The 26,823-nt window shown below is 69.5% G+C and carries 20 protein-coding genes; 12 read left to right on the forward strand and 8 right to left on the reverse strand.

The genetic code is table 11. From position 1 onward, the window contains the following. Positions 1 to 69: 69 nt before the first annotated feature. A complete protein-coding gene (locus ACFCQI_RS06760; protein WP_395120678.1) occupies positions 70 to 1,593 on the reverse strand; it encodes a mercuric reductase in 1,524 nt (507 codons plus the stop codon). Continuing rightward, a complete protein-coding gene (locus ACFCQI_RS06765; RefSeq protein ID WP_395120680.1) occupies positions 1,590 to 2,909 on the reverse strand; it encodes a glucoamylase family protein in 1,320 nt (439 codons plus the stop codon). Before ACFCQI_RS06765 ends, ACFCQI_RS06760 begins: the two co-directional genes overlap by 4 nt. Before the next feature lie 281 nt (positions 2,910 to 3,190). Between ACFCQI_RS06765 and ACFCQI_RS06770 the strand changes: the two genes are divergently transcribed. Then, entirely contained in the window at positions 3,191 to 7,039 is a 3,849-nt protein-coding gene (locus ACFCQI_RS06770) for a GH36-type glycosyl hydrolase domain-containing protein (RefSeq protein ID WP_395120681.1), read from the forward strand. A 144-nt stretch (positions 7,040 to 7,183) separates the two neighbouring features. On the opposite strand, the gene ntrC is transcribed toward ACFCQI_RS06770, so the two are convergent. After that, the gene (gene ntrC / locus ACFCQI_RS06775; protein ID WP_395120682.1) at positions 7,184 to 8,653 is read right to left on the reverse strand and encodes a nitrogen regulation protein NR(I); all 1,470 of its coding nucleotides are present in this window, start codon (positions 8,651 to 8,653) and stop codon (positions 7,184 to 7,186) included. Continuing rightward, positions 8,646 to 9,656, reverse strand: coding sequence for a nitrogen regulation protein NR(II) (locus ACFCQI_RS06780; protein WP_395120684.1), 1,011 nt, complete (start codon positions 9,654 to 9,656; stop codon positions 8,646 to 8,648). Before ACFCQI_RS06780 ends, ntrC begins: the two co-directional genes overlap by 8 nt. 174 nt (positions 9,657 to 9,830) lie before the next feature. On the opposite strand from ACFCQI_RS06780, the gene ACFCQI_RS06785 reads away from it, so the two are divergent. Genes ACFCQI_RS06785 through ACFCQI_RS06795 form a run of 3 tightly spaced genes read left to right on the forward strand, consistent with a single transcriptional unit; the run spans position 9,831 to position 13,036 of the window. After that, positions 9,831 to 11,105 (forward strand): M20 family metallopeptidase, encoded by a 1,275-nt coding sequence (locus tag ACFCQI_RS06785; protein WP_395120685.1) that lies wholly within the window; start codon positions 9,831 to 9,833, stop codon positions 11,103 to 11,105. Positions 11,106 to 11,142: 37 nt separating this feature from the next. Next, positions 11,143 to 11,805 carry a trimeric intracellular cation channel family protein gene (locus tag ACFCQI_RS06790; RefSeq protein WP_395121291.1) on the forward strand — a complete coding sequence of 221 codons (663 nt, stop codon included), beginning with the start codon at positions 11,143 to 11,145 and terminating at the stop codon, positions 11,803 to 11,805. A 1-nt stretch (position 11,806) separates the two neighbouring features. Then, positions 11,807 to 13,036, forward strand: coding sequence for an amidohydrolase family protein (locus ACFCQI_RS06795; RefSeq protein ID WP_395120686.1), 1,230 nt, complete (start codon positions 11,807 to 11,809; stop codon positions 13,034 to 13,036). 36 nt (positions 13,037 to 13,072) lie between these two features. Here the strand turns inward: ACFCQI_RS06795 and ygiD are convergent, their stop codons facing one another. Beyond that, complete coding sequence (gene ygiD / locus ACFCQI_RS06800) at positions 13,073 to 13,867, reverse strand: 4,5-DOPA dioxygenase extradiol (protein ID WP_395120687.1); 795 nt, start codon at positions 13,865 to 13,867, stop codon at positions 13,073 to 13,075. 122 nt (positions 13,868 to 13,989) lie between these two features. Between ygiD and ACFCQI_RS06805 the strand changes: the two genes are divergently transcribed. Beyond that, positions 13,990 to 14,601 carry an NAD(P)-dependent oxidoreductase gene (locus tag ACFCQI_RS06805; RefSeq protein WP_395120688.1) on the forward strand — a complete coding sequence of 204 codons (612 nt, stop codon included), beginning with the start codon at positions 13,990 to 13,992 and terminating at the stop codon, positions 14,599 to 14,601. 79 nt (positions 14,602 to 14,680) lie between these two features. Further along, positions 14,681 to 15,253 (forward strand): NADPH-dependent FMN reductase, encoded by a 573-nt coding sequence (locus ACFCQI_RS06810; protein ID WP_395120689.1) that lies wholly within the window; start codon positions 14,681 to 14,683, stop codon positions 15,251 to 15,253. Positions 15,254 to 15,346: 93 nt separating this feature from the next. Here the strand turns inward: ACFCQI_RS06810 and ACFCQI_RS06815 are convergent, their stop codons facing one another. Next, positions 15,347 to 17,470 carry a TonB-dependent receptor domain-containing protein gene (locus ACFCQI_RS06815; RefSeq protein WP_395120690.1) on the reverse strand — a complete coding sequence of 708 codons (2,124 nt, stop codon included), beginning with the start codon at positions 17,468 to 17,470 and terminating at the stop codon, positions 15,347 to 15,349. Positions 17,471 to 17,708: 238 nt separating this feature from the next. Here ACFCQI_RS06815 and ACFCQI_RS06820 point away from each other — a divergent pair, with 238 nt between their 5' ends. Both ACFCQI_RS06820 and ACFCQI_RS06825 read left to right on the forward strand, forming a co-directional pair. Next, a complete protein-coding gene (locus tag ACFCQI_RS06820) occupies positions 17,709 to 18,152 on the forward strand; it encodes a DUF2231 domain-containing protein (protein WP_395120691.1) in 444 nt (147 codons plus the stop codon). Further along, the gene (locus tag ACFCQI_RS06825) at positions 18,145 to 19,464 is read left to right on the forward strand and encodes a PQQ-dependent sugar dehydrogenase (protein ID WP_395120692.1); all 1,320 of its coding nucleotides are present in this window, start codon (positions 18,145 to 18,147) and stop codon (positions 19,462 to 19,464) included. Before ACFCQI_RS06820 ends, ACFCQI_RS06825 begins: the two co-directional genes overlap by 8 nt. An 86-nt stretch (positions 19,465 to 19,550) precedes the next feature. Here the strand turns inward: ACFCQI_RS06825 and ACFCQI_RS06830 are convergent, their stop codons facing one another. Continuing rightward, positions 19,551 to 19,973 (reverse strand): DoxX family protein, encoded by a 423-nt coding sequence (locus ACFCQI_RS06830; RefSeq protein WP_395120693.1) that lies wholly within the window; start codon positions 19,971 to 19,973, stop codon positions 19,551 to 19,553. Between the two features lie 323 nt (positions 19,974 to 20,296). On the opposite strand from ACFCQI_RS06830, the gene ACFCQI_RS06835 reads away from it, so the two are divergent. From ACFCQI_RS06835 to ACFCQI_RS06850, 4 genes are read left to right on the forward strand one after another with little or no spacing between them, the layout of a single operon-like run. Next, entirely contained in the window at positions 20,297 to 20,824 is a 528-nt protein-coding gene (locus ACFCQI_RS06835) for a sugar dehydrogenase complex small subunit (RefSeq protein WP_395120694.1), read from the forward strand. A 14-nt stretch (positions 20,825 to 20,838) separates the two neighbouring features. After that, positions 20,839 to 22,482 carry a GMC family oxidoreductase gene (locus ACFCQI_RS06840; protein WP_395120695.1) on the forward strand — a complete coding sequence of 548 codons (1,644 nt, stop codon included), beginning with the start codon at positions 20,839 to 20,841 and terminating at the stop codon, positions 22,480 to 22,482. Further along, complete coding sequence (locus ACFCQI_RS06845; RefSeq protein WP_395120696.1) at positions 22,479 to 23,864, forward strand: c-type cytochrome; 1,386 nt, start codon at positions 22,479 to 22,481, stop codon at positions 23,862 to 23,864. The genes ACFCQI_RS06840 and ACFCQI_RS06845 overlap by 4 nt, the downstream gene beginning before the upstream one ends. A 27-nt stretch (positions 23,865 to 23,891) precedes the next feature. Continuing rightward, positions 23,892 to 25,202: a carbohydrate porin gene (locus tag ACFCQI_RS06850; RefSeq protein ID WP_395120697.1), complete on the forward strand. Its 1,311-nt coding sequence runs from the start codon at positions 23,892 to 23,894 to the stop codon at positions 25,200 to 25,202. Positions 25,203 to 25,272: 70 nt separating this feature from the next. On the opposite strand, the gene glnA is transcribed toward ACFCQI_RS06850, so the two are convergent. Then, complete coding sequence (glnA, locus tag ACFCQI_RS06855) at positions 25,273 to 26,685, reverse strand: type I glutamate--ammonia ligase (protein ID WP_395120698.1); 1,413 nt, start codon at positions 26,683 to 26,685, stop codon at positions 25,273 to 25,275. Between the last annotated feature and the right edge of the window lie 138 nt (positions 26,686 to 26,823).

A 26,823-nucleotide genomic window follows, 5' to 3' on the forward strand; every position in this document is an offset into this window, starting at 1 on the left:
GTGAGGTTGAAAATGGAAATTGCCGATTCTAGGCGTTCTGGCGATAAGTGCGCGTGAGAGGCCGCGTACTCAGCGCGGCAGGCAGCGACGCAGTCGCGCCAGCAGCCGACCGGTCAAGCGCCGGCGGTTGTACGCCATCGCCGCCTCGCGGATCGCCTCGGTCTTGGTCGGGTAGGCGTGGATCACCCTGGCCAGCGTGCGCAGGCCCACGCCGGCGACCATCGCCAGGGTGACCTGGCTGATCATGTCGCCGGCATCGCGCGAGACGATGGTGGCGCCCAGGATGTGGTCGCTGCCTTCGCTGACGTGCAGCTTGACGAAACCGTCCTGCTCGCTGTCGGTGATCGCGCGATCGACCTGGTGCATCGGGATGGTGTAGGTCTTGATCGGGATGCCGCGGGCGTTCGCCTCGCGCACGTACAGGCCGACGTGGGCGATCTCCGGGTCGGTGTAGGTGCACCACGGCACCACCCGCTCGCTGAGCCGCTCGCGCCCGCGCAGCAAGGCGTTGCGCACGCCGATGCGCGCCGATTCCTCGGCGATGTCGGTGAACTTGGCTTCCAGGCAGACGTCGCCGGCGGCGAAGATGCGCCGGTTGCTGGTGCGCAGGTGGTCGTCGACGGTGATGCCGGCGGTCTCGTCGTAGTCGATGCCGGCGGCCTCCAGCGCCAGCCCGTGCACGTTCGGGCGGCGCCCGACGCCGGCCAGGATCGCGTCGACGCGGATCGTGCTGTGGTAGTCGTCGGTGACCAGGTCGACCACCTTCTCCGCACCCTCGGTACGGATCGCGACCACCTCGGTGTTGAGGCGCACCTCGATGCCGTCGCGGGCGAACGCCTCGGACAGGGTCTGCGCCGCGTCGCGCTCCTCGTGCGGCAGGAACAGCGGCATGTTCTGCACGATGGTGACCTTGGCGCCGAAGCGCTCGAACGCCTGCGCCAGCTCGCAGCCCAGCGGGCCGCCGCCGATCACCAGCAGCCGCGGCGGCAGCTCGGTCAGGTCGAACACGGTGGCGTTGGTGAGGAAACCCGCCTGCTTGAGGCCGGGGAGATCGGGGATCTGCGGGCGCGCACCGGTGGCGACCATTGCGCGGCGGAACCGCAACGGCTGGCCGTTGACGGCGAGGCTGTCCGGCCCGGTGAACTGCGCATTGCCGAAGAACACGTCGACGCCGCGCTGGACCAGGTGGCGCACCGAGACGGTGCCGGCGAGGTGGCTGCGGATGCGCCGCAGGCGCGCCATCGCGGCGGCGAAATCCACCGTGATCGCGGCCGGCGCCTGCGCACCGTAGCGCGCGGCGTCGCGCATCTGCGCGTACACCGCGGCGCTGCGCAGCAGGCTCTTGGACGGCACGCAGCCGGTGTTGAAGCAGGTGCCGCCGAGCAGGTGGCGTTCGACCAGCGCCACGCGCGCGCCCAGTGCGGCAGCCGCTTCCGCCGCGGCCAGTCCGGCCGAGCCGGCGCCGAGGATCACCAACTGGTACGGCGCGTCCGGCACGGGATTGACCCATGAGGTCGGTCCCGCCGCGGCGAGGCGTTCGCGTTCCCAGTCGTCGTGCGGAGTAGTGATGCTGGCGTCGTAGCGAGTACTCATTGGCGGACTCCTCCGACCGGCGCGTCGAGCCAGCCGCCGCTGAACCCGGCCTTGCGCAGGCCGCTGGCGAGCGGGTGGCAGCCGCGCATCAGGCGCCAGATCGACTCGCTGCGATGGTTCTCGATCATCATGAAGACGATGCCCTGGTCCAGCCCGTAATGCCCCGGCGAGATCCATGGCCCGCCATCGCCGCCGTCCACGCTGGCGTTGAAGCTGGTGGCCAGGCGATCGGCGCCGAGGATCTGCGGATGGCGCAGCAGCATGGTGCGCAGCGCGGTCAGCGCCGGCTGCGGTGCGAACGGCAGCGAAGCCAGCACCGCCGGCGGCGACAGGGTGCCGTCGTCCGGCCCGTACGGCACGCCGCGCGCGGCATAGCCGAACAGGTGGCGCTGCTCGTTGGCCACGTCGAGCTGTTCGTCGGTGGGGCCGTCGCAGGCGGACAGGCCCCAGCAGTTGCGGTCGTAGCCGATGAACCCTTGCGGATTGAGTTCGGCGTAGCGCCGCTGCACGGCCACCGCGCGGCGGCTGTTCTCGAAATAGTCGGAATCTTTTTCGCGCATGAACCGGTCGCGCACGCCGCGCAGGTCCAGCCACGCCTGCGAGTAGTGGTGCACGAACAGCGGGCCGGCGTAGAGGAAGTCCTGGTCGTAGAGGTTCTCCCACTGGTAGGTCGCGGTCCAGCCGGCGTAGCAGTCGGCGGGAATCGGATGGGTGGGCGAGCCCAGCGCCAGCGCGTACAGCACGATCGCCTCGCTGTAGCCCTCCCAGCCGTAGTGCAGGTAGCCGCTCTCCGGTTTCCAGCCCTGGTAGATGGTGCGCGCGTCGTCCTGCGACCAGCGCCAGTCGACGCGCCGGTACAGCGCATCGGCCAGTTCGCGCAGCTCGGTTTCCTCCGCGCCGGGGCCGTCGAACGCGGTGGCGACGGTGAGCATGCCGGCGATCAGCAGCGCGCTGTCGATCATCGACAACTCCGATTGCCACACCCGTGCGCCGCTGTCGATGTCGAGGAAGTGGTAGTAGAAGCCCTTGTAGCCGGTAGCCGTGGGGCTGCCGCTCTGGTCGCTGTCGTGGAAGAAGCGCAGTGCCAGCAGGCTGCGGCGCACCGCCTCGGCGCGCTCGATCCACCCGCGTGCGACCGCCGCGGGATAGCACGACAGCGCGAAGCCCACCACCGCGATGCTCACCGGCGAGTGCGGCCGCGAGGTGTCGGGGATCAGCCCGTTGCGCGGGTTCATCGTCTCCGTGAAGTAGCCGAACGCGGCGCGCTGCAGGCGGTCGAGCATGGCGTCATCGGAGAGCGAGCACAGCGTGGTCATCGGCGGCATCCTGGCAGCTGGGGTGGAACGGCAAACTGCCTGCCAGTGTGCGACGACAAGTGCGTGCGTGGCGTGTAGAGCGGCACTTTCACGTTGCATTGCCGACGCGCGCCGCAGGCTGGAGCGGTTTCGCCGAATGGCCTGGACGCGCGCCATGCCCGCGCAGGGCGGGAACCTTTCGCTTGCGCGGGCATGACCGGCTCGCAGGTTTTTGCGCTCATGCGCATGCCATTCGCCCCCTCGCCCGATCCGACTGCACCGCAGCCGCAGGAGCCGTCCGCATGTCCACCGATGCATCCCCACCACCCCGCCACCTGCTCGGCAACGGTCGCCTCACCACCATGCTGGGCCCCAACGGCGCCGGCTTCCTGCGCTGGCGCGAACTGGCGGTGACGCGTTGGCGCGAGGACCCGGTCACCGATCCCTGGGGCAACTTCCTGTTGTTGCGCGACGAGGACGACGGCGAGGTGTGGTCGGTCACCGCGCAGCCGCTGGGCGTGTCGCGGCCGGACGATGCCGTGCGCTTCGCGCCCGGGCTGGCGCATTACGCCGGCCGCCACCAGTTGCTGCACCATGAACTGGACGTGGCGGTGGCGGCGGATGCCGACATCGAACTGCGCCGGCTGGTGTTGAGCAACCACGGCGACCGCCATCGCCGCGTGTCGCTGACCAGCTACGCCGAACTGGTGCTCGGCCCGCGCGGCGACGACGACAGCCACCCGGCGTACTCCAAGATGTTCGTGCAGACCGACTGGGATGACGCGCGCCAACTGCTGCTGGCCACCCGGCGCAAGCGCAGCGACAGCCAGGCCACGGTATGGGCGGCGCAGGCCCTGCAACTGCTCGGCGACACCGCCGGCGCGCCCGAGCGCGAGACCGACCGCGCGCGTTTCCTCGGCCGCGGCCGCACGCTGCGCGATGCGTGCGCGATGGCTCCCGGCGTGGCGCAGTCCGGCACCACCGGCTGCGTGCTCGACCCGGTTTGGGCGCTGCGCCGGAACTTCACCCTCGCGCCGGGCGCCCGCGTCGTCCTGCTGCTGTGGACGCAGCTGGCCGACTCGCGCGAGGGCGCGCTCGCGCTGCACGCGCGCATGCAGGATGCGCAGGCCGCCGAGCGATTGTTCACCGATGCCGCAGCACGCGCCCGCGGGCAACGCCAGCAACTCGGCATCGACGATGCGCAGGCCGCGTGCTTCGCCCGCTGGCAGGATGCGCTGCTGGTCAGCGATGCGAGTCAGCGCGCCGCGCCGGACGATCGCGCGCGCGGCCACGGCGGCGCACCGGCGCTGTGGGGGCTGAGCATCTCCGGCGATCGCCCGATCGCACTGCTGCGCGCGGACGGTGCCGCGGCGCTGCAGCGGCTGGATGCGCTGCTGCTGGCGCAGCGCTGGTGGCGCGCGCAGCAACTGGCGGTGGACGTGGTGGTGCTCGATCGCCTCGGCGAGGACGATGCCACGCGCGCTGCCCTGGCGCCGCGCATCGACGCGCAGCAGGCGCAGCTGAAGGGCTGCGAAGGCTTGCCCAAGGTGGAGCTGTTCTGCCTGCGCGAGGATGCCATCGCCGCCGACCAGCGCGACGCCTTGCTCGCCGCCGCGCGCGTGGTGGTCGACGCCGACACCGTGGCCACCGTTGCGCCCGCCGCCGCGACGCCCGCCGCCGCTGTGCCGATCCGCGCCGGGACGCCCGCCGCGGTCGTCGCACCGGACGAGCCGGTGCAGGAGTTTCCCAACGGCCACGGCGGTTTCATCGAGCATGGCCGTGCCTACCGCATCGAGCTGGATGACGCGCGCCCCACGCCCGCGCCGTGGAGCAACGTGTTGGCCAACCCCCATTTCGGCTGCACCGTCACCGCCGAGGGCGGCGGCTACAGCTGGTCGACCAACAGCCAGCAGAACGCGCTGACGCCGTGGCCGAACGACCCGGCCAGCGATCAACCGCACGACATCATCTACCTGCGCGACAGGGACAACGGCGAGCTGTGGAGCGCCGGCGCGCTGCCGATCCGCGTGCACGGCGCGCGCTGCACGGCGACGCACGGCAAGGGCTGGACGCAACTCTGCAACGACGCCCACGGCATCGCGCTGGCCTTGACCGTGTGCGTGGCGCCGGACGATCCGGTCAAGCTGTCGCGGCTGCGCCTGGTCAACCGGTCCGGCCGCACGCGGCGGCTGTCGATCACCGGCTACGTGGAATGGGCGCTCGGCGCCAACGGCAGCACGCCGGCGCCGTTCGTGGCGACCGCGCGCGACGCGGCCAGCGGCGCGTTGTTCGCCCGCAACCGCTGGCGCGCCGATTTCGGCGAGCGCGTGGCGTTCTTCGACCTGGCCGGCGCGCAGCAGTCGCTCAGCGGCGACCGGGCGAGTTTCCTCGGCGCGCTGGGCAGCACCGCGCAGCCGGCGGCCTTGCATCACGACCACCCGCTGGACGGTCGCCTCGGCGCCGGACTCGACCCGTGCGGCGCGCTGCAGACGCGCGTGGAACTGCCGCCGGGCACGCAACTCGACCTGATCTTCCTGCTCGGCGAAGGCGGCGACGAGGACGCCGCGCGCGCGCTGGTGGCGAAGTACCGCCACGCCGATGTCGACGATCTGCTCGCCCGCATCGCGACGCAATGGAACGACCTGCTCGACACCGTGCAGGTCGGCACGCCCGACCGCGCGCTCGACATCCTGCTCAACGACTGGCTGCTGTACCAGGTCACCGCCTGCCGCCTGTGGGCGCGCACCGCGTACTACCAGGCCAGCGGCGCCTGGGGCTTCCGCGACCAGTTGCAGGACGTGATGGCGCTGTGCGTGAGCCGCCCCGACCTGGCGCGCGAGCACCTGCTGCGCGCCGCCGGGCGCCAGTTTCCCGAGGGCGACGTGCAGCACTGGTGGCTGCCGCCGCACGGCCAGGGCGTGCGCACGAAGATCCGCGACGATCGCGTGTGGCTGGCCTATGTGGCGATGCATTACGTCGAGGTCAGCGGCGACCGCGCGGTGCTGGACGAAAAGCTGCCGTTCCTGCAGGGCCAGGCGATCCCCGACGGCGCCACCGATGCCTTCTTCCAGCCCGAGGTGTCCGACCGGCAGGCGACGCTGTACGAGCACTGCGCGCTGGCGATCGATACCAGCCTCACCCGCGGCGCGCACGGCCTGCCGCTGATCGGCACCGGCGACTGGAACGACGGCATGAACGCGGTCGGCGCGGAGGGCCGTGGCGAAAGCAGCTGGCTGGGCTGGTTCGTGCTGGCCACCATCGACGCGCTGGCACCGGTGGCCGCCGCCCGCGGCGATGCGCGCGCGGCGCGCTGGCGCGACTGCGCCACGGCGCTGCGCGCGGCACTGGAGCAGTCCTGGGACGGCGCGTGGTATCGCCGCGGCTACTACGACGACGGCACGCCGCTGGGTTCGAAGGACAGCGAGCAATGCCGCATCGACACCATCGCGCAATCGTGGAGCGTGCTGGGCAAGGCAACCGACCGCGAACACACGGTGCAGGCGATGGATTCGGTCGACCGCCTGCTGATCGACCACGAGCACAAGCTCGCGCGACTGTTCACCCCGCCGTTCGACCAGGACGGCAAGAAGGACCCCGGCTACATCAAGGGCTACCCGCCCGGCGTGCGCGAGAACGGCGGGCAGTACACGCATGGCGCGATCTGGTCGATCTTCGCCTGGGCCAGGCTCGGCGACGGCGACCGTGCCGGCGGCCTGTTCGACCTGCTCAACCCGATCCGTCACAGCGACAGCCCGAACGCCGTCGAACGCTACAAGGTCGAACCCTACGTCGCCTGTGCGGACGTCTATTCGGTGGCACCGTACATCGGCCGCGGCGGCTGGACCTGGTACACCGGCTCCGCCGCCTGGCTCTACCGCGCCGGGCTGGAGGCGCTGCTCGGCTTCCACCTGAGGGGCGACCGGCTGCACATCGATCCGTGCATTCCCAAAGCCTGGCCCGGCTTCAGGATCAGCTACCGGCATCGCGGCACGCTTCACGAGATCGGCGTGCAGAACCCCGACCACGTCTGCCGCGGCGTGCAGCGGGTGGAAATGGACGGCCAGACGCTGGACGCCGCCGAACCCGTCACCCTCGCCACCGATGGCGCGACGCACCGCCTGCGCATCACGCTGGGCCATCCGCCCTCGTAGGAGCCCGCTTGCGGGCGATGCTATTCAAGCGACTCGGGACAAGCGAGAGCGGCGCGCACACGGGCAGCGACCAGGGCGAACGGTGTGAGGTTGCCGGAGCGCTCCGCGCGCAGGGCGGGCGCTGCCCGCCGGCTTTCGGCCAACTCAACGTCGCCGCGTGCGCGAGGCGCCGAGCTTGCGGGTCAGCGTGTTGCGTCCCACGCCGAGCGCCTGCGCCGCGTTCTGTCGATGCCCTTCGTGTGCCTGCAGCGCGGCCTGCAGCAGGGTCTGGTCGAGCGCTTCGCGGGCGCGGGCGTGGATGTCCGCCTCGCCATCGGCCAGCGCCTGCGCGGCCCACTCGCGCAATGCGTCGGTCCATTCGCCGCCGCGTGCCGTGTCCGCAGCGTCGCCCAGGTCGCCGGGCAGGATTTCGCTGCCCGGCGCGATCACCGCCAGCCGGCGGCACAGGTTCTCCAGCTCGCGCACGTTGCCGGGATAGTCGCGCTGGGCGACGAGTTTCAGTGCGGCCCTGGAGAAGCGCTTCGGCGACAATTTCAGTTCCTGCGCGGTGGCGGCCAGGAAGTGCTGCGCCAGCAGCGCGATGTCGCCGCGGCGGCTGCGCAGCGGTGGCAGTTCGATGCGCACCACGTCGAGCCGATGCATCAGGTCGGCGCGGAAAGCGCCGGCGGCGACGCGCGCGGAAAGATCCTGATGCGTGGCGGCGACGATGCGCACGTTGCAGCGGATCAGTTCGCGCCCGCCGACCCGGTAGAACTCGCCGCCGGCCAGTACGCGCAGCAACCGCGTCTGCAGGATCAGCGGCATGTCGCCGATCTCGTCGAGGAACAGCGTGCCGCCCTCGGCCTGCTCGAAGCGGCCGGCGACGCGGCGGGTGGCGCCGGTGAACGCGCCGGCCTCGTGGCCGAACAGTTCGCTCTCCAGCAGCTCGCTGGGGATCGCGGCGGTGTTCAGTGCGATGAAGGGTTGCTCGCGGCGCGCGCTCTCCTCGTGCAGCGCGCGCGCCACCAGTTCCTTGCCGGTGCCGGTTTCGCCAGTGACCAGCACGTTGAGGTCGCTGGCGGCGACGCGGCCGATCAGCCGGAACACCTCGCGCATCGGCGCGCTGTCGCCGAGCAGGGCGTGGCGGGCGACCGGCGCGGCGGGAGCCGGCGCGGCCACGTTTGCCGCGCCGGCCAGCACCCGCTGCACCACGGCCACGGCGTGATCGAGGTCGAACGGCTTGGCCAGGTAATCCACCGCACCCGCGCGATAGGCTGCCGCCGTGGTGGCGACGTCGGTGTAGGCGCTCATCACGATCACCGGGCCGATCGCGCGTTGCTGCAGGTCGTGCAGCAGGCTCAGGCCGTCCTCGCCCGGCATGCGCACGTCGGTGAGCAGCAGCGCGGGGCGTTCGTCGCGCAACGCCGCGCGCGCCGCCTCGGCATCGCCGAACTCGCGCACCGCGAGGCCGGCATCGCGCAGCGCCTCGGCCAGCACGAAGCGCACGCCGCGGTCGTCGTCGACGATCCAGATTTCCTGCAGGAGCGGACCTTGCGCGCGATGCTTGTCGTTGCGTGACGCAGGAGCATCGCGCACGAGGTGCGCTCCTGCAGGGATCTTCGTCCGGTCAGTCATGCGCGCGCTCCAGCGGCAGGTACAGCGTGAACACGGTCTCGCCGGGGCGGCTGGCGCCGCGCAGTTCGCCGCCGTGTTCGCGGGCGATCTCGCGGGACAGCGCCAGGCCCAGGCCGGTGCCGTCGGCGCGGCCGGAGACCAGCGGCTCGAACAAGGTGTCGCGCAGCGCGGCCGGGATGCCGGCGCCGTCGTCGATCAGCTCCAGCCGCAGCGCCGTGCGCAGCATCCGCTCACCGAGGCGCACGCCGTGTTCGACGCGGGTGCGCAGGGTGAGCGTGCGGGCGCCGGCTTCCAGCGCGTTGCGCGCCAGGTTGAGCAGCAGCTGGTGCAGGCGATCGGCATCGCCGAGCAGGTCCGGCACGCTGGGGTCGTAGTCGTAGCGCCATTGCGGCGGCGCCGGCTCGGCCTGCAGCAGGTCGGCGAGGCGCTCCAGCAATTGGTGGATGTTGACCGGGCCGAGCCGCGCGGCGCCGTCGTGGTGCAGCAGGCGATTGGCCAGCGTGCCGAGCCGGTCGGCCTCGTCGATGATCATGCCGGCGAGCGCCTGCAGGTCGTCGTTGTCGACCCGTCGCTGCAGCAGTTGCGCGGCGCCGCGCAGGCCGGCCAGCGGGTTCTTCACCTCGTGCGCGAAACCGCGCAGGGTGGCCGACAGCGGCGAGCTCGCCGACAGCGGCTCGGCCAGCACGTGCACCTCCAGCAGCAGGCCATCGTCGAACGGCTGCAGCGCGATGTCCGCACGGATCTCGCGGCCGTTCGCGGCGGCCAGCGGCTCCGCGCGCCACTGCGCCGGCCGCTGCGCGGCCAGCACCCGCGCCGCCCGCGCCGCAGCCTCGTCACCGTCGGCAAACAGCAACGTCAGCGGCTGCCCCAACGGGTGGCGCACGCCCAGTTCCAGCCCTTCCACCAGCGCCGGATTGAGCCAGCGCAGGCGCAGCCGGGCGTCGACCAGCACGATGCCGGTCGCCAGCTGCTGTGCCCATGTCTGCCACGCCAGATCGCTCATTGCACCATCATGGGCAATGTATCCATTTGGTGCAAATGCCGACAACGGCCTCGCTGCGGCTTTTCACCGATTCGGAACAGTGGGCGGGCACATCATGGGCGGCGCGGACACCGCCTCCCGCGACCCGCACCGACCTATGCGCCTGCATCATTCGACACAGGGATCACCACGACCATGACCGATCACTCGACGCCAAGCTCCGGTGCGCTGCCCCACGGCCTGCAGGAACTGCTGCCGTCACTCGAAGCGCTGTACACCGACATCCACGCGCACCCGGAACTCTCCATGCAGGAAACCCGCACCGCCGGGCTGGCCGCCGAACACCTGCGCGCGGCGGGCTACGAAGTGACCACCGGCGTGGGCAAGACCGGCGTCGTCGGCCTGCTCCGCAACGGCGACGGCCCCACCGTCATGCTGCGCGCCGACATGGACGCGCTCCCCGTCGAGGAAGCCACCGGCGTGGCTTATGCGAGCAAGCTCACCGCGGTGGACCACGAGGGCAACACCGTGCCGGTGATGCACGCCTGCGGCCACGACATGCACGTCACTTGGCTGGTCGGCGCCACGACGTTGCTGGCGCAGACCCGCGACAGCTGGCGGGGCACGCTGATGGCGGTGTTCCAGCCGGCGGAGGAAACGGCCCAGGGTGCGCAGGCGATGATCGACGACGGGCTGTTCCAGCGTTTCCCCAAGCCCGACGTGGTGCTCGGCCAGCACGTGATGGTGGGCCCGGCCGGCGCCATCGGCGGGCGCAAGGGGGTGATCACCTCGGCCGCCGACAGCCTGCAGATCCGCCTGTTCGGGCGCGGTGCACACGGCTCGATGCCGCAGGCCAGCATCGATCCGGTGGTGATGGCGGCGGCCACGGTGCTGCGGCTGCAGACCATCGTCGCGCGCGAGCTGGCGCCGACCGAGGCGGCGGTGCTCACGATCGGCTCGCTGCAGGCCGGTACCAAGGAAAACGTGATCCCCGACGAGGCCATCATCAAGCTCAATGTGCGCAGCTTCGACGAGGGCGTGCGCAAGCGCGTACTCGCCGCGATCACCCGCATCGTCAACGCCGAGGCGGCGGCCTCGGGTGCGCCGAAGCCGCCGGAGATCACGCCGCTGGACAACTATTCGCTGGTCACCAACGACGAGGCGGCGACCACGACCGTGGTCGAGGCCTTCCGCCGCCACTTCCCGGCCGAGCGCATCCGGCAGACCGGGCCGACCTCGGCCAGCGAGGACTTCGGCTCGTTCGGCGCCGAATGGGGCGTGCCGTCGGTGTTCTGGTTCGTCGGCGGCACCGACCCCGACATCTACGCCAAGGCCAAGGCCGCGAACCGGCTCAACGAGATCCCCACCAACCACAATCCGCGCTTCCTGCCGGTGCTGCATCCCACGCTGGGAACCGGCGTGGAGGCGCTGATGGTGGCCGCGCGGGCGTGGCTGGCGGCGGCGCCCTGAACCCATGGAACAGCCGGTCGAAGCCACCCGGGCCGTGCTGCACGTGCTGCCGCTGGTGCTGGACCTCGGCGGCACCTTCGTGTTCGCCATCAGCGGCGCGGTGGTCGCGGTCCGGCACCGGCTCGACGTGTTCGGCGTGCTGGTGCTGGCGTTCGCGGCAGGCAACGCAGGTGGCATCACGCGCGACCTGCTGATCGGCGCGGTGCCACCGGCGGCGATCGCGGACCTGAAGTATTCCGGCGTGTCCGCGCTGGCCGGGTTGGTCACCTTCTTCTGGTACCCGGTGACGGACCGGTTGCGCCGCGACGTGCTGTGGCTGGACGCCGTGGGGCTGGCGTTCTTCGCGGTCGCCGGCGCCCAGAAGGCGCTGCTGCACGGCATCGACCCGGTGATGGCGGCCCTGCTCGGCATGCTCACCGGCATCGGCGGCGGCATGCTGCGCGACGTGCTGGTGTCCGGCATCCCCAGCGTGCTGCGCGCCGACCTGTACGCGCTGGCGGCGCTGGCCGGCGCCGGCGTGGTGGTCAGCGCCCACCTGCTGCACCTGCCGCCGATGGTGGCCGCGCTGGCCGGCGGCGGCCTTTGCTTCGCGCTGCGCTTCATGGCGATCCGCCGGGGCTGGCACCTGCCGACGGCGCGAGCGGCCGAGGCTGAGGCAGCGGACGCACCGCAGCACCGACACCACGACGAGGGCAACTGACATGGGAACCTGCGTATTGCTGTGCGGCGGCATGTTCGATGGCGTAGCCGACCGCCTGAGCGGCCCGATCGAAATCCTCGTGGAAGACGATCGCATCGCCGAGATCGGGCCCGCGGTGCGCCGCCCGCCCGATGTGCAGACGATCGACCTGTCCGGGCACACGGTGAGCCCCGGCTTCATCGACTGCCACGTCCACCTGACCATGGATGCCGCCGACCTGGCACAGCAGACGCTGACCTCGTCCGCAACCAAGGCGCTGAAGGGGCTGAGCATCGCCCGCGAATACATGCGCTACGGCTTCACCACCCTGCGCGACATGGGCTGCGTCGATCCGGACTTCCCCACCGTGGACCTGCGCAACGCGCTCGCCGCCGGCCTCGTCGAGGGGCCGCGGCTGATCGTCGCCGCGCACATCATCAGCTCGTCGGCCGGGCACGGCGACCTGCGCGGATTCTACGGGCCGCGCTGGGACATCCCCGTCTCCGCCATCGCCGACGACGCGGGCACGATCAAGGCGCTGGTGCGCCGCGAGCACGCCTTCGGCAGCGACTGGATCAAGACCACCAACACCGGCGGCTACTTCAGCCCCGACGACGACCCGGCCCGAGTGACCTGGTTCGACGACGAGATGAACCTGCTGGCCGCCACCGCGCGCCAGCTGGGCATGCCGGTGGCGGTGCACACCGGCGCCGCCGACGGCTGCCGGCAGGCGATCCGCGCCGGCGCCCGCAGCCTGGAACACGCCTACCTGATCGATGCCGAGGCACTGGCGATGGCGGAGCGCGCCGGTGCCTGGCTGGTGCCGACGATGCAGATGACCCAGGAAGACCTGCACGCCCTGCACGGGCACACCCTGCCGTGCCAGGCGATCTGGAAGTTCAGCCGCGACAGCGGCACGATCGTCGAATCGCAGCAGCTGATCGCACAGAGTCAGGTGAAGATCGCCTACGGTACCGACTGCGGCATGTTTCCCTTCAGCCACGGCATCCTCGAATTCCAGGCGATGGTGGCGGCGGGCCTCACGCCGCTGCGCGCGCTGAAAGCCGCCACCAGCGTCGCGGCGGAACTGCTCGGCCAGGACGACATCGGCGTGCTCGCCGCCGGCAAGCACGCCGACATCGTGGCCATGCCGGGCAATCCGCTGGCCGACATCGCCGTCACCGCCAGGGTGGATTTCGTGATGAAGAGCGGCCGCGTCCAGCGCGCGCCGGGGTCGGCGACGAGCCACTGAAGGCCGGCACGCGACGCGCCCCGCTGGCGGCGGTGCTCAGCCGAACTGCACGCTCAGCATCGAGATCGAGCCGCCGTCCATGCCCTCGACCGGGAACGTCACCGCGTCGCCCTCGTCGCTGGCGCCGAGCACGTACAGCAGCGGCAGGTAGTGGTCGGGCGTGGGGATCGACAGCTCCGCGTCGCGACCCAGCGCCTCGTAGTCCACCAGCGCGTGATGGTCGCCCTGCAGCATCAGCTCGCGCGCCTTCGCCTCGAAGCGCAGCGCCCAGTCGAACGGCTCGGCCGGATGGCGGCCCCAGGCATAGGCGTGCAGGTTGTGCACCACGTCGCCGCTGCCGATCAGCAGGATGCCCTCGTCGCGCAGCGGCCGCAGCAGGCGGCCCAGTCCGTAGTGGAAATCCGGCGGCTGCGACTCGTCGATGGACAGCTGCACCACCGGCACGTCGGCCTCGGGATAGACATGGCGCAGCACCGACCAGGTGCCGTGGTCCAGTCCCCACGAACGGTCCTCGCCCACGTCCAGCGGCTGCAGCAGTTCGCGCACGCGGTACACCAGGCCGGGATCGCCGGGCGCCGGATATTGCACCTCGAACAGCTCACGCGGAAAACCGCCGAAATCGTGAATGGTGCGCGGTGTCGCCATCGCGGTAAGCAAGGTGGCCGGCAGGTACCAGTGCGCCGACACCGACAGCACTGCACGCGGACGCGGCAGACGCTGGCCGATTGCGGCCCAGCCGCGACTCCAGTCGTTGTCCTGCAGCGCATTCATCGGGTTGCCGTGGCCGAAGAAGATCGTCGGCATGCGCGTCGCGGTGTTCCGGTCAGTCATCGGGGGACTCCCGCAGTGACGATTCGTATCCACGTATTGCTTACATCCGCGGCGTTAATCTAGCGTGATAGTCGACGCGGCGCCATCGATCACCCGCGCGATACCACCGCAGGGAGACAAGCATGAAGATCGCCTTGATCGGCGTCACCGGCCGCGTCGGCTCGCGCCTGCTGGCCGAACTGCTGCGGCGTGGCCACCACGTCACCGGCATTGCCCGCGATACCGGCAAGCTGGCCGGCCAACCGGGCCTGGTACTGAAGAACGCCGACGCCGATCAGCCCGCGCAACTGGTCCCGCTGCTGGCCGGCCACGACGCGGTGCTCAGCGCGCTGAAGTTCGCCACCACCGACGCCGCCGCGCTGATCACCGCGGTGAAACAGGCCAGGGTCAAGCGCCTGCTGGTGGTCGGCGGCGCCGCCACGCTGGAGGTGGCGCCGGGCCACCGCCTGCTCGACGCGCCGGGCTTTCCCGCGGCGTATCGGCCCGAAGCCGAGGGCGGCCGCCGCTTCCTCGACATTCTGCGCGGCGAGCGCGAACTCGACTGGACCTTCCTGTCGCCGCCAGCCGAGTTCGACCCCGGCGAGCGCACCGGCAAGTTCCGCCTCGGCACCGACCAGTTGCTCACCGATGCGAACGGCAAGAGCTGGATTTCGATGGAGGATTACGCGATCGCCTTCGTCGACGAACTGGAAACGCCGAAGCATTCGCGGCAACGTTTCACGGTGGGTTACTGAACAACAGCCGTTGCCCGAGCCATCACCGCCACGGCGGTTCCTGCGGTCACCACGCCACGTCACCCACGAGGAAGTTCCCATGACTACATTCAAGGTCGGCTACATCGTCGGCAGCCTTGCCAAGGGCTCGATCAACCGCCAGCTGGCCCATGCACTGGCCAGGCTGGCGCCACCGCAACTGGAGCTGGTGGAGATCCCGATCCGGGATCTGCCGCTGTACAGCTACGACTACGACGCCGACTATCCGGCGGTGGCGCGCGCGTTCAAGCAGGCGATCGCCGCGGTCGACGGGGTGCTGTTCGTCACCCCGGAGTACAACCGCTCGATTCCCGGCGCGCTGAAGAACGCGATCGACTGGGCCAGCCGGCCGTGGGGCAAGAACTCCTTCGCGCGCAAGCCGTCGGGCATCATCGGCACCTCGCCCGGCGCGATCGGCACCGCCGTGGCGCAGGCGCAGTTGCGCGGCATGCTGTGCTTCTGCAACTCGCCGCTGATGAACACGCTGGAGGCCTATATCCAGTTCAAGCCGGGGCTGATCGCCGAGGATGGCGCGGTCACCAACGAATCCACCGCCGAGTTCCTGGGCAACTACATGAAGGAACTGCACCTGCACATCGAGCGCGTGTTGACCGTGCACCCGCGCGCAAACTGATCCGCCGGTCGCGCCGCATGCTCCGGGCCGGCGGCACGGCCCGACCCGTGCGCGGAAGAACCCGCGCAACGCGTTTGCACGGCCGGGCACGGATCAACGGAAAATCAGCCGTGCCCCCAGCATCCAGCTGCGGCCCGGGGCCGGTTCGAAGTAGCGCCCGTTGCTGTCGTTGACGATCACCGAGCCGATATAGCGGCGGTCGCCGAGGTTGTCCACGCGGGCGCTGAGCAGCAGGTGCGTGTCCCTGCCCACGGCGAAGGTGTAGCCGGCGTCCACGCCGATCACGCCATAGCCCGCCGCGTGTCCGGTGTCGGTGTCGTTGACGCTGACGGCACCCACGGCGGTCAGGTCCAGGCTTTGATGCCAGCCCAGCTCGCCGCCGTGGCGCAGCCGCAGGGAACCGTAGTTTTCGGGTACGCCCGGCATGCGCGTACCCGCGCCCACCAGCGTGGCGCCCGCCGTGCAGGGTCTGGCCGTGCACGCGAGGAAGGCGCTGCGGAAGCGCGCCTGCAGGCGGGCGAAGCCGGCGCTGAGCTGCCAGTCGTCGGCAAGCTGGCCGGTCAGCGACAACTCGACACCCTGGCGCCGCGTGCGGCCGACGTTCTGGTAAGTGGAGCGACCGTTCTCGCTGGTCCTGACCGCCAGCTCGTCGCGCGTATCGGCACGGAACGCCGCCGCGTCGAAGGCCAGGGCACGGCTGAGCTGCCACTTCGCGCCCAGCTCCAGGTTGCGGCTGCGCGCCGGACGCAGATCGAAGGCCAGGCCCGGCAAGCCGTCGCTGCGGTAACCGAGCTCGTTGAAGCTCGGCGTTTCGAAGCCCTTGCCGTAACTGGCGTAGAGCCGCAGCGTGTCACTCGGCCGGAAGCCCAGTCCGGCCACCGGCGTGGTGGCGGCGTAATCCACGCCGCCGCTGTCGTCCGGGTTGGTCGCGCTGACGTAGTGGTCGCGCGCGCGGAAACGCACGTCGTCACGGCGCACGCCGAGCAGCAGCGACCAGCGTTCGGCAAGTTGCCAGTACCACTGCGCGTACGGGTCGATGCTGTCGACGTTGTCGTTCTCGTCGCGGCGCAGCGCGCCGGTGACGCCCAGCGTGTTGCCGACGAAGTTTTCGTAGCCGCGGCGATGCTGCCGTTGTCCATCGGCGCTGATGCCCAGCACGAACTTGTAATCGCGGCCGGCCAGCCGGCCGGCATGCGTCCAGCGCGCGTCGAGGCCGCCATAGTCGGTATCCAGCGCCACCATGCCACCGGGCGACAGCGGGCTCTGCTGCGCGCCCATCGGAATCGACTGGTACTGCGTGATGCTGCGCTGGCCGAAGTAGCCCATCACGCGCAAGTGGTCGTCGCTGCCCGCCGGTTGTTCGTAGATGGCGCCCAGCTGATTCTGCTCGATGCTTTTGCGGGTGTTGTGCTGGATCGCGGGCGCGGCGACCTGGCGGGGATCGGCGTCGACCTGCGCGCGGGTGAGGCCGAGCGGGTCCTGGGATATCGGCTGGTTCAGACGATTCGCCACCAGGGTGAGCTTCCTGCCGCCACCCAGGTCCACGCCGAAGCGGGCGTTGTCCGATTCGCGTCGCACCCGGCTGTGCGGTCGGTAGCCGCCGGAAACGAACAGCGAACCGGCCACGTTGTAGTCGACCGCACCCAGCGTGCCGCGCGTGTCGACGCTGGTGCGGAAGCTGTCGTGGCTGCCGGCGTTCACGCCCACGATGGTCAGCGGCGTCGGCGTGCCTTCGGCACTCCACAGCTGCACCACGCCGCCGGCGGCATTGCCGTAGAGCACCGAGAACGGGCCGCGCAGGATCTCCACCCGCTCGGCCGAATCGAAATTGAAGTGCGAGACCTGGCCCTGTCCATCCGGCAGCGTCGCCGGGATGCCGTCGACATACAGGCGGATACTGCGCACGCCGAAGGTCGCGCGCGAGCCGAAGCCGCGTATCGAGATCTGCACATCCTGCGCATAGTTCTGCCGGTCGCGCGCCAGGATGCCCGGCACGCCGACCAGCGACTCGGAAAGGTTCACGCCCGGCTGGCCAGTCGCGGCAGGTGCCGCCTGCACCACGTTGAGTGCGGCGGGAAGATCGAACGGGGGGATGTCCAGACGGATCGCATGGACCTGCACCACCGGCAAGGTCACGGGCACCACGTTCGGATCGCGCGTCGCCGACTGTTGGGCAGCCACCCGTTGCGGAACCGGCAGCAGGCCGAGCAGCGACACGATGATCGGCCAGCCGGATCGAAATCTCGCCCCCGTGCCCGCATTGCGCCATTGCAGACTTTGCAACCTCAGGCCCACCCATCGCTCTCCCATGCCTCAGTGTGTCATGAAGCTCCGGCGGCCACGGCATGTCACGAATGTGTCATCCGCAGGCACGCTTGACCTTGCCCACCCCGTCTGCTCCGATGCAAAGCGTTCCTGGCCATCCATCGCGTCCCTCCTGCAGAGGTAGCTGCCCGTGAACCATTCCAGCGCACCACGTCGTTCCGTCACGGCCAACGCCGTCTATGGCCTGCTCAACCCCCTTCCCTTCGGCTTCTTCGTCGCCGCACTGATCTTCGACATCATCTACGCCCGTACCGCGGTCGTGCTGTGGAACAAGGGTGCCGCCTGGCTGATCGTGTTCGGGCTGCTGCTCGCGATCATCCCGCGCGTCGTCAACCTCGCCCAGGTCTGGATCACCTCGCGACAACTCGCCCGACGCACCGACAAGCTCGACTTCTGGCTCAACCTGCTCGCCATCGTCGCGGCGATCTTCAACGCCTTCGTGCACAGCCGCGATGCGTACGCGGTGGTGCCGACCGGCGTGTGGCTCTCGGCATGCACGGTCATCCTGCTTTCCATCGGCCACGTCGTGATGGCTGTGCACAGCTCCGCCGCGAAGGAGTTCTCCCATGAATAAGCTCATCCTTCGCAGCATGCTGATGCTGACCGTCGGGCTGCTCCTGGGCAGCTGCAGCGGCAAGGCGTCGTACCAACCTGCGCAACAATCGGGCGACGCGCCGCCCCTGCCTGCCGCGCGCAATTTCCTGGTGCCGCCGATGCAGGTTCCGCGCTACGCCGGGTGGAAGCCGGGCCAGGCACCCAAGGTCGCCGCCGGGCTCAAGATCGAGAAGATCGCCAGCGGCCTGCTGCACCCGCGCCAGCTTTACACCCTGCCCAACGGCGACGTGCTGGTGGTGGAATCCAACGGCCCCGGCGCCGAACCGGTGACCACGCCGAAGCAGCTGATCGCCAACAAGGTCAAGAACCTCTCCGGCAAGGGCGCGAAAGGCGGCAACCGAATCACCCTGCTGCGCCGGAACGGCAATGCCGGCGGCGAATGGGAGAAGCACGTCTTCATCGAACACCTGCATTCGCCGTTCGGCGTGGCGCTGATCGGCGACACCTTGTACGTGGCCAACACCGACGCGATCGTGAAGTTCCCCTACGTCGCCGGCGAAACGCAGATCGCCACGCCCGGCGTGGAATTCACCGACCTGCCGGCCACCATCAACCACCACTGGACCAAGGCGCTGGTGGCCAGCCCGGACGGCAGCAAGCTGTATGTCGGAGTCGGCTCCAACAGCAATATCGTCGAGAACGGTCTCGACCAGGAATACCGGCGTGCCGCCGTGCTTGAAGTGGACGTGGCCAGTGCCGGCAGCCGGGTCTTCGCCTCGGGCCTGCGCAATCCGACCGGACTGCAGTTCGAGCCGCACACGGGCAAGCTCTGGGCGATCGTCAACGAACGCGACGAGATCGGCGCGGACCTGGTACCCGACTACCTGACTTCGGTCCAGCCGGGCGGTTTCTACGGCTGGCCGTACAGTTATTTTGGCCACCATGTGGACAGCCGCGCCATGCCGCAGCGGCCTGACCTGGTGGCGAAGGCGATCGTGCCCGACTATGCGCTGGGCTCGCACGTCGCCGCGCTCGGGCTGCTGTTCTCCGACAGCAACGCGCTGCCGGAGCAGTATCAGCATGGCGCCTTCGTCGGCGAGCACGGCAGCTGGGACCGCTCGCCGCTGAGCGGCTACGCCGTCGTCCACGTCGCGTTCGTGCAGGGCAAGCCGGTCGGCGCGCCCGAAACGATCGTCAGCGGCTTCCACTCGGATGACGAGTCGGAGCTGTACGGCGCACCGGTGGGACTGGCGCAGGACAAGGACGGCGCGCTGCTGATCGCGGACGATGTCGGCGATGCGGTGTGGCGGGTGAGCGCCGCTTCACCCTGAGCCTTTGGCGTATCGAGCCAGACCGATGGCTGGCCCGATACGGACGGTCCCGTGACGCGACACGGCCGGCGAACGCCGGCCACGCCTCATGACGGGGATTTGCCGAGCGCGGCGTCGACGCTGGCCGAGCCCGCGCCATTGCGCATGAACCACAGCAGGCCACCGGCGATCGACAGATTCTTCATGAAGTTGATCGCCTGGTTCGGGTCGGCGAAGTTCGTGTGCGCGATCAACGCCGAGCCCACGGTGAATGCCGCCATGACAGCGGCGACCCAGCGCGTCTTGAAGCCGGACAGCAGGGCGAGTCCGCCACCCAGTTCGATCAGGATCACCAGCGGGGTGACCACGCCGGCCAGCGGAATGCCCATCTGGGTGAAGTACGCCTCGGTGCCGCTGAAGCCGGTCAGTTTCTGCCAGCCCGAAATGATGAAGAGCTGGGCCATCAACAGCCGTGCCACCACGCTGATTGCATTGTCCACGACGTTCTCCTTGCGCATCGGTTTGAACATGCGTCTGCATCCGCGACGGATGCATCGGCGGCCTGAATTGCCTTCGCTGTGTTGCACCCCGCACGGATCGCCGGCATCGCCTCGCGTCCGGTTCGATCATGGGCCTGGCGATCTCTGCGCGCAACGCGTGGCGCGCAACCACCTCAGCGTGCCCGGCCGCCGACGGGAGACCGCCATGTGCGCCGTTGATCGTCGTTCGCGATTTCTTGCGGGCCGGCATCGACGTCATCGCGTGCCGGTCCTTTTGCCTTGATGCATGAAGAGAGTAGTGTTTCCGCCATCGCGACTGGCATTGCAGGCCGCGCCACTACGCAGGTGCATCCATGGCACAGCAAGCGTTCGGTGATGGAGCCGTCGCTCCGGACGATCCCGCCGATCCGTCTCGCCGACGCCTGCTCGTCGGCCTGTTGACCGCGTACACCGCCACGCTGATTCCATGGGCACTGGCGCAGGAGGTGCCGGATGACCAGCAAGGTGCCTTCGTGGCGGTGTCGGCGATCCTGGTCGGGCGGCCCTCGCTCGACGCGGCGCAGGCCACGCGCATCTACGCCGCGCTGGTCGCCGATGATGCGCACTTTCCCGCCGACGTGCAGGCGCTGCTCGCCCTGATCAATCAGCGCCACATCGACCCGCTGCGACTGCAAGGCGTGCTGGACAGCGAGCACTCGTCGCTGGCACCGCTGCCGCGCCGGATCATGAGCGCCTGGGCGCTGGGCGTGGTCGGCAGCGGTGACGGCGCGCGCTGCATCGCCTACGAAAGCGCGCTCGACGCGGTGATCGTGGCCGACGTGCTGAAGCCGCCGACCTACGCCTACGGCACCTACGGCAGCTGGACCGGCAAACCCGTCTGAAGGAGTAGCAGCGCATGTCCGCACCTGCATCGGCTGACATCGTGGTGATCGGCGCGGGCATCGTCGGCGCGCTGGCGGCGCGCCGGCTGGCGCAGCAAGGCGCCTCGGTGCTGATCTTGGAGGCGGGGCCGCGGCTGGAACGCGCCCGCGTCGTCGCCGCGTTTCGCAATTCGCCGCTCAAGGGCAACTGGATGGCGCCGTACCCACCCTCGCCGTGGGCGCCGCATCCGATCTACGTACCCAAGGACAACGGCTACCTGATACAGGCCGGGCCGTATCCCTATCCCGCCGAGTACATCCGCGCCGTCGGCGGCACCACCTGGCACTGGGCCGCGCAGGCATGGCGCCTGGTGCCGAACGACGTGCGCATCAAGAGCCTGTACGGCGTGGGCGTGGACTGGCCGCTGAGCTACGAGGAACTCGACCCGTGGTACCAGGAGGCCGAGGAGCTCCTCGGCGTGGCGGGCGAGGACAACACTGGTTCGCCACGCCTGCACCCGTTCCCGATGGGGCCGGTCGCCGAGCCGTGGTCGATGCGCCGCTTCCGCGAACGGCTGGCACCGACCTACGCCGTGGTCGGCAACACGGTGGCACGCAACAGTCGCGGCTACGACGGCCGCCCGGCCTGCGTGGGCAACAACAGCTGCCAGCCGATCTGCCCGGTCAACGCGCAGTACCTGGGCATCAACGCGGTGGAGGCGGCCGAGGCCGCCGGCGCAACCGTGGTTCCCAACGCGGTGGTCTACCGGATCGAGCACGACGCGAAAGGCCGCATCGTCGCGGTCCGCTACTACGCGCCGGACAAGAGCGAGCACCGCGTCACCGGCAAGCAGTTCATCCTCGCCGCGAACGGCATCGAGAGCCCGAAACTGTTGCTGCTGTCGGCCAGCAGCAAGTACCCGAACGGCCTGGCCAACAGCTCCGGCATGGTCGGCCGCCATCTGATGGACCACCCCAGCACCTCGCTCACCTTCTACGCCGACGAAGAGCTGTGGCTGGGCCGCGGCCCGCAGAGCCCGAGTTCGATCAACACGCTGCGCGACGGCGCGTTCCGCGCGCAGCACGCGCCGTATCGGCTGGACTTCACCAACATCTCACAGGTGTATGGCGTCACCAACGACCTGATCAAGGAAGGCGTGTACGGCGCGGAGTTCGAGAAGCAGCTGCGCTGGCGCGCCGCGCGCCAGGTCAACGTGAAGAACGTGCTGGAAGTGCTGCCCGACCCCGACAACCGCATCACGCTCAGTTCGCAGAAAGATGCCATGGGCATTCCGAAACCGGAGGCGCATTACGCCATCGCCGATTACACCCGCCGCGGCGCCGAGATCTCGAAAGCCGACTTCGCGAAGATCGCCGAGCTGATGGGCGGTACCGGCCTGCGCTACAGCGCGGAGGGCAGCTTCGCCAACAACCAGCACATCACCGGCACGATGAGCATGGGCAACGACCCGACGGCCTCGGTGGTCGACGCGTTCGGCCGCACGCACGACCACGAGAACCTGTTCGTCTGCAGCACCGGCGTGATGCCCACTGCGGCCACGATGAACTCCACCCTCACCGCGGTGGCGCTGGCACTGCGCACCGCCGAGCACATGCTGCCGGCAAAGCAGGCCCACACGGCCACGGCGCACGTCGATGGCGAGGCGGATCTGGCATGAACATGTCGCTGCGCTGGCTCCCACTGCTCGCCCTGCTCGTCGCCACGCCTGCCGCGGCCGCCGACAACACTGACACCGCCCTGCAGCAGCGCGGCCAGTACCTGGCCACCGCGGCCGACTGCGTGGCCTGCCACACCGCGCCGCACGGCCAACCGTATGCCGGCGGACTGACCGTGCCCACGCCGATCGGCAGCATCATCAGCACCAACATCACGCCATCGAAAACCGCCGGCATCGGCAACTACACCGAGCAGCAATTCAGCGACGCCTTGCGCAAGGGCATCCGCGCCGACGGCAAGCACCTGTACCCGGCGATGCCGTACACCGCCTACGCGCAAATCACCGACGACGACGTGCATGCGCTGTACGCGTACTTCATGCACGGCGTGGCGCCGGTGGACAGTAAGCCGGCGCCGACCCGACTGCCGTTCCCGTTCAACATCCGCCTGTCGATGGCGGCGTGGAACCTGCTGTTCCTCGACAGCAAGCCGTTCACGCCCGACCCGGCCAAAGGTGCGGCATGGAACCGCGGCGCCTACCTGGCGCGCGGGCCGGCCCACTGCAGCACCTGCCACACGCCGCGCAACCTGCTGATGGCGGAGAAGTCGTCGCGTGAACTCGCCGGCGGCGCGGTCGGCACCTGGTTCGCGCCGAACATCACCGCGGACCCGACCAGCGGCATCGGCAACTGGAGCGCGGCCGAACTGGTCGCCTACCTGAAACTGGGCCACGTTAGCGGCAAGGCGCAGGCCGCCGGGCCGATGGCCGAGGCGGTCGACAACAGCCTGCGCCATCTCACCGACGGCGACCTGCAGGCGATCGCCGCCTACCTGAAAACCGTGCCGCCACGACACGACCCCGCCGACACCCGCGCCGTCGACAGCTGGGGCGGCCCCAGCGCCGAACCGGACATGGCACGCACCGCGCTGCCCGACGACGCCGACAAGATGAGCGGCGCGCAGGTCTACGACGCCTACTGCGCCAGCTGCCATCAGGCCCGCGGCGAGGGCAGCTTCGATGGCGGCCTGCCGCCCCTGTTCCACAACACCGCCACCGGCCGCACCGACACGGCCAACCTGGTGATGGTCATACTCGACGGCATCCGCTGGCACACCGATGACTCCGGCGTGCACATGCCCGGCTTCGCGCACGAACTCTCCGACCGGCAGATCGCCACGGTGGGCAACTGGCTGCTGCAGCATTACGGCAATCCCGCCGCCACCGTCAGCGTGGAGCAGGTGCGCACCCTGCGGGCCGGCGGCGCCCCGTCCCACCTGGTGTTGCTGGCGCGGCTGGCGATCATCGTGATCGTGCTGCTGCTGAGCGCCGTGATTTTCTGGCTGCTGCGTCGACGCAAGCGGTCGCACACGAAAACTCTCTAGGCCCATGCCATGTGCGATTCCGTTTCCATGCGGTTCCTCCGCTGCGCGCTCGCCGGCATGCTGCTGGTCTGCGCACTGCCCGCGCTGGCCCGGTCGACCCCATCGGGTAACGACAGCTGGCTGACCCGGCCCACACTGACCGGCGACTGGGGCGGCACGCGCAGCTCGCTCGAAGACGACGGCATCACCCTGCGCGCGCACTGGACCACCGAGAGCGCGGGCAACGTCTCCGGCGGCCACGAGCAGACCGCGCGCTACACCCAGCAACTCGACGCCGGCGCGGATTTCGACCTGGACAAGCTGTGGGGCGTGCCGAACGCGAAGATCCAGTTCACCGTCACCGACCGCCGCGGCCGCAGCCTGACCAACGATGCGCTGGGCAACCAGTTCTCGGTGCAGGAGCTGTATGGCGCGGGGCAGAACTTCCGTCTCGCCGAGCTGAACTGGCAACAGGATTTCCTCGACCACCGGATCTTCCTGCAGCTGGGCTGGTCGCCGGTGGGCGACGACTTCGCGCGGCTGCCGGCGTTCTGCAATTTCCAGAACGGCATCATCTGCGGCCACGCCAACGCGATGACCACCAACAGCGGCGCGCACAACTTCCCCACCGCGCAATGGGGCGGCCATGTGAAGTGGCACGCCACGCCGGACTTCTACGTCAACGCCGGCGCCTACCTGGACAACCCCGACGCCGGCAATCGCGACCAAGGCTTCAATCTCAGCCTCAAGCACCGCGGCGTATTCGTGCCGGTCGAACTGGGCTGGTCAAGCGGGCGCGGCGCCGGACAGCTGCCCGGCGATCTCAAGCTCGGCGTGTACTACAACACCGCCGGCACGCCGGACGTGTACACCGACGTCAACGGCCAGCCCGCTGGCCTCACCGGCGCCGACTTCCTGCAGCACAACGGCCGATCCGGCGGCTACGTGATCGCCGACCGCATGGTCTACCGCGAAGGCGCCGACTCCAGCCGCGGCCTCACTCTCGGCATGATGGCCGGCGTCGGCGACAGGGCCACCGCCCGCTTCCGCGACTTCTGGGTGCTCGGCGGCCACTACCAGGGTACCTTCCCCGGCCGCAACAACGACGTGGTCTCGTTCATGCTGGCCAGCGGCCGCACCAACCCGCGCCTGACCCGCTACCAGCGCGACCGCAACCAGCTGGCACCCGGCAGCGTCGGCATCCAGACTTACGAAAGCGTCGCCGAAATCGACTACGGCGCGAAGATCACCCCCTGGCTGACGCTGCGCCCGAACCTGCAATACGTGATGCACCCTGGCGGCACCGGCGACATTCCCGATGCCTTCGTCATCGGTCTGTACACGCAGGTAACGTTCTGAACGCGATCGCGCAGCCGAAATGACAACGGGCGCCGAGGCGCCCGTTGTTCTCACCGCATGGCCGACACGCTTACAGCGAGTAGTACATCTGGAACTCCAGCGGGTGCGTGCTGGCGCGGTACTTGGTCACTTCCTTCATCTTCACCTCGATGTAGGCGTCGATGAAGTCGTCGGTGAACACGCCGCCGGCCTTCAGGAACTCGCGGTCCTTGTCCAGCGCTTCCAGTGCGGCGTCGAGGCTGGAGCAGACCTGCGGGATGTTCTTCTCTTCTTCCGGCGGCAGGTCGTACAGGTCCTTGTCGGCCGGCGCGCCCGGGTCGATCTTGTTCAGGATGCCGTCGAGGCCGGCCATCATCAGCGCGGTGAACACCAGGTAGCCGGAGTTCATCGGGTCGGGGAAGCGCACCTCGATGCGGCGGCCCTTGGGGCTGGCCACGTACGGGATGCGGCAGCTCGCGGAACGATTCCGCGCCGAGTACGCCAGCATCACCGGCGCCTCGAAGCCCGGCACCAGGCGCTTGTAGCTGTTGGTGGTGGAGTTGGCGAACGCGTTGATCGCGCGGGCGTGCTTGAAGATGCCGCCGATGTACCACAGCGCGGTCTGGCTCAGGCCGCCGTACAGGTCGCCGGCGAACAGGTTCTCGCCGTTCTTCGCCAGCGACTGGTGCACGTGCATGCCGCTGCCGTTGTCGCCGACCAGCGGCTTGGGCATGAAGGTGACGGTCTTGCCGTTCTGGTGCGCCACGTTCTTGATGACGTACTTCATCGTCATCAGCTCGTCGGCCTTCTTCACCAGCGTGTTGAACTTCACGCCGATCTCGCACTGGCCCGCATTCGCCACTTCGTGGTGGTGCACCTCGACGGTCTGGCCCAGCGATTCGAGCACCTTGCACATGTCCGCGCGCAGGTCGCCCAGCGAGTCGACCGGGCTGACCGGGAAGTAGCCGCCCTTGACGCCGGGGCGATGGCCGTGGTTCTCGCCGTCGTACTTGTAGCGCGAGGACCATGCCGCTTCCTCGGAACCGATCTCGTAGAACACGCGGCCCGGATCGTTCTGCCAGCGCACCGAATCGAAGATGAAGAACTCCGGCTCCGGACCGAAGAACGCGGTGTCGGCGATGCCGGTGGATTTCAGGTACGCCTCGCCGCGCTTGGCGATCGAGCGCGGGTCGCGGCCGTAGGCCTGCATGGTCGACGGCTCCAGCACGTCGCAATGCAGGATCAGCTGCACGTGCGAGCTGAACGGGTCGAGGTGCGCGGTGTCCGGATCGGGCAGCAGGATCATGTCCGACTCGTTGATGCCCTTCCAGCCGGTGATCGAGGAACCGTCGAACATCTTGCCGTCCTCGAACGTCGACTCGTCGATCGCGTGGGCCGGGAAGGTGACGTGATGATGCACGCCGAGCATGTCGGCAAAACGGAAGTCGACGAACTCGACCTCGTGTTCCTGGATCAGGTCGAGCACTTGGTTGGCGGCGGACATGGAGCAACCTCGATGGGGATGGATGAACTGGCGGAGCAAGGCGCGTGCCAGCGGGTGGAAGCGTTGCGCGGCAAGGGCTTGCGTGTTTCCAGGGACGGCCGGAGAGTTTCATGGTGGTGCAATCACTCATGTGATTGC

The organism is Rhodanobacter sp. FW102-FHT14D06, assembly GCF_043950705.1.
Taxonomy (GTDB): domain Bacteria; phylum Pseudomonadota; class Gammaproteobacteria; order Xanthomonadales; family Rhodanobacteraceae; genus Rhodanobacter.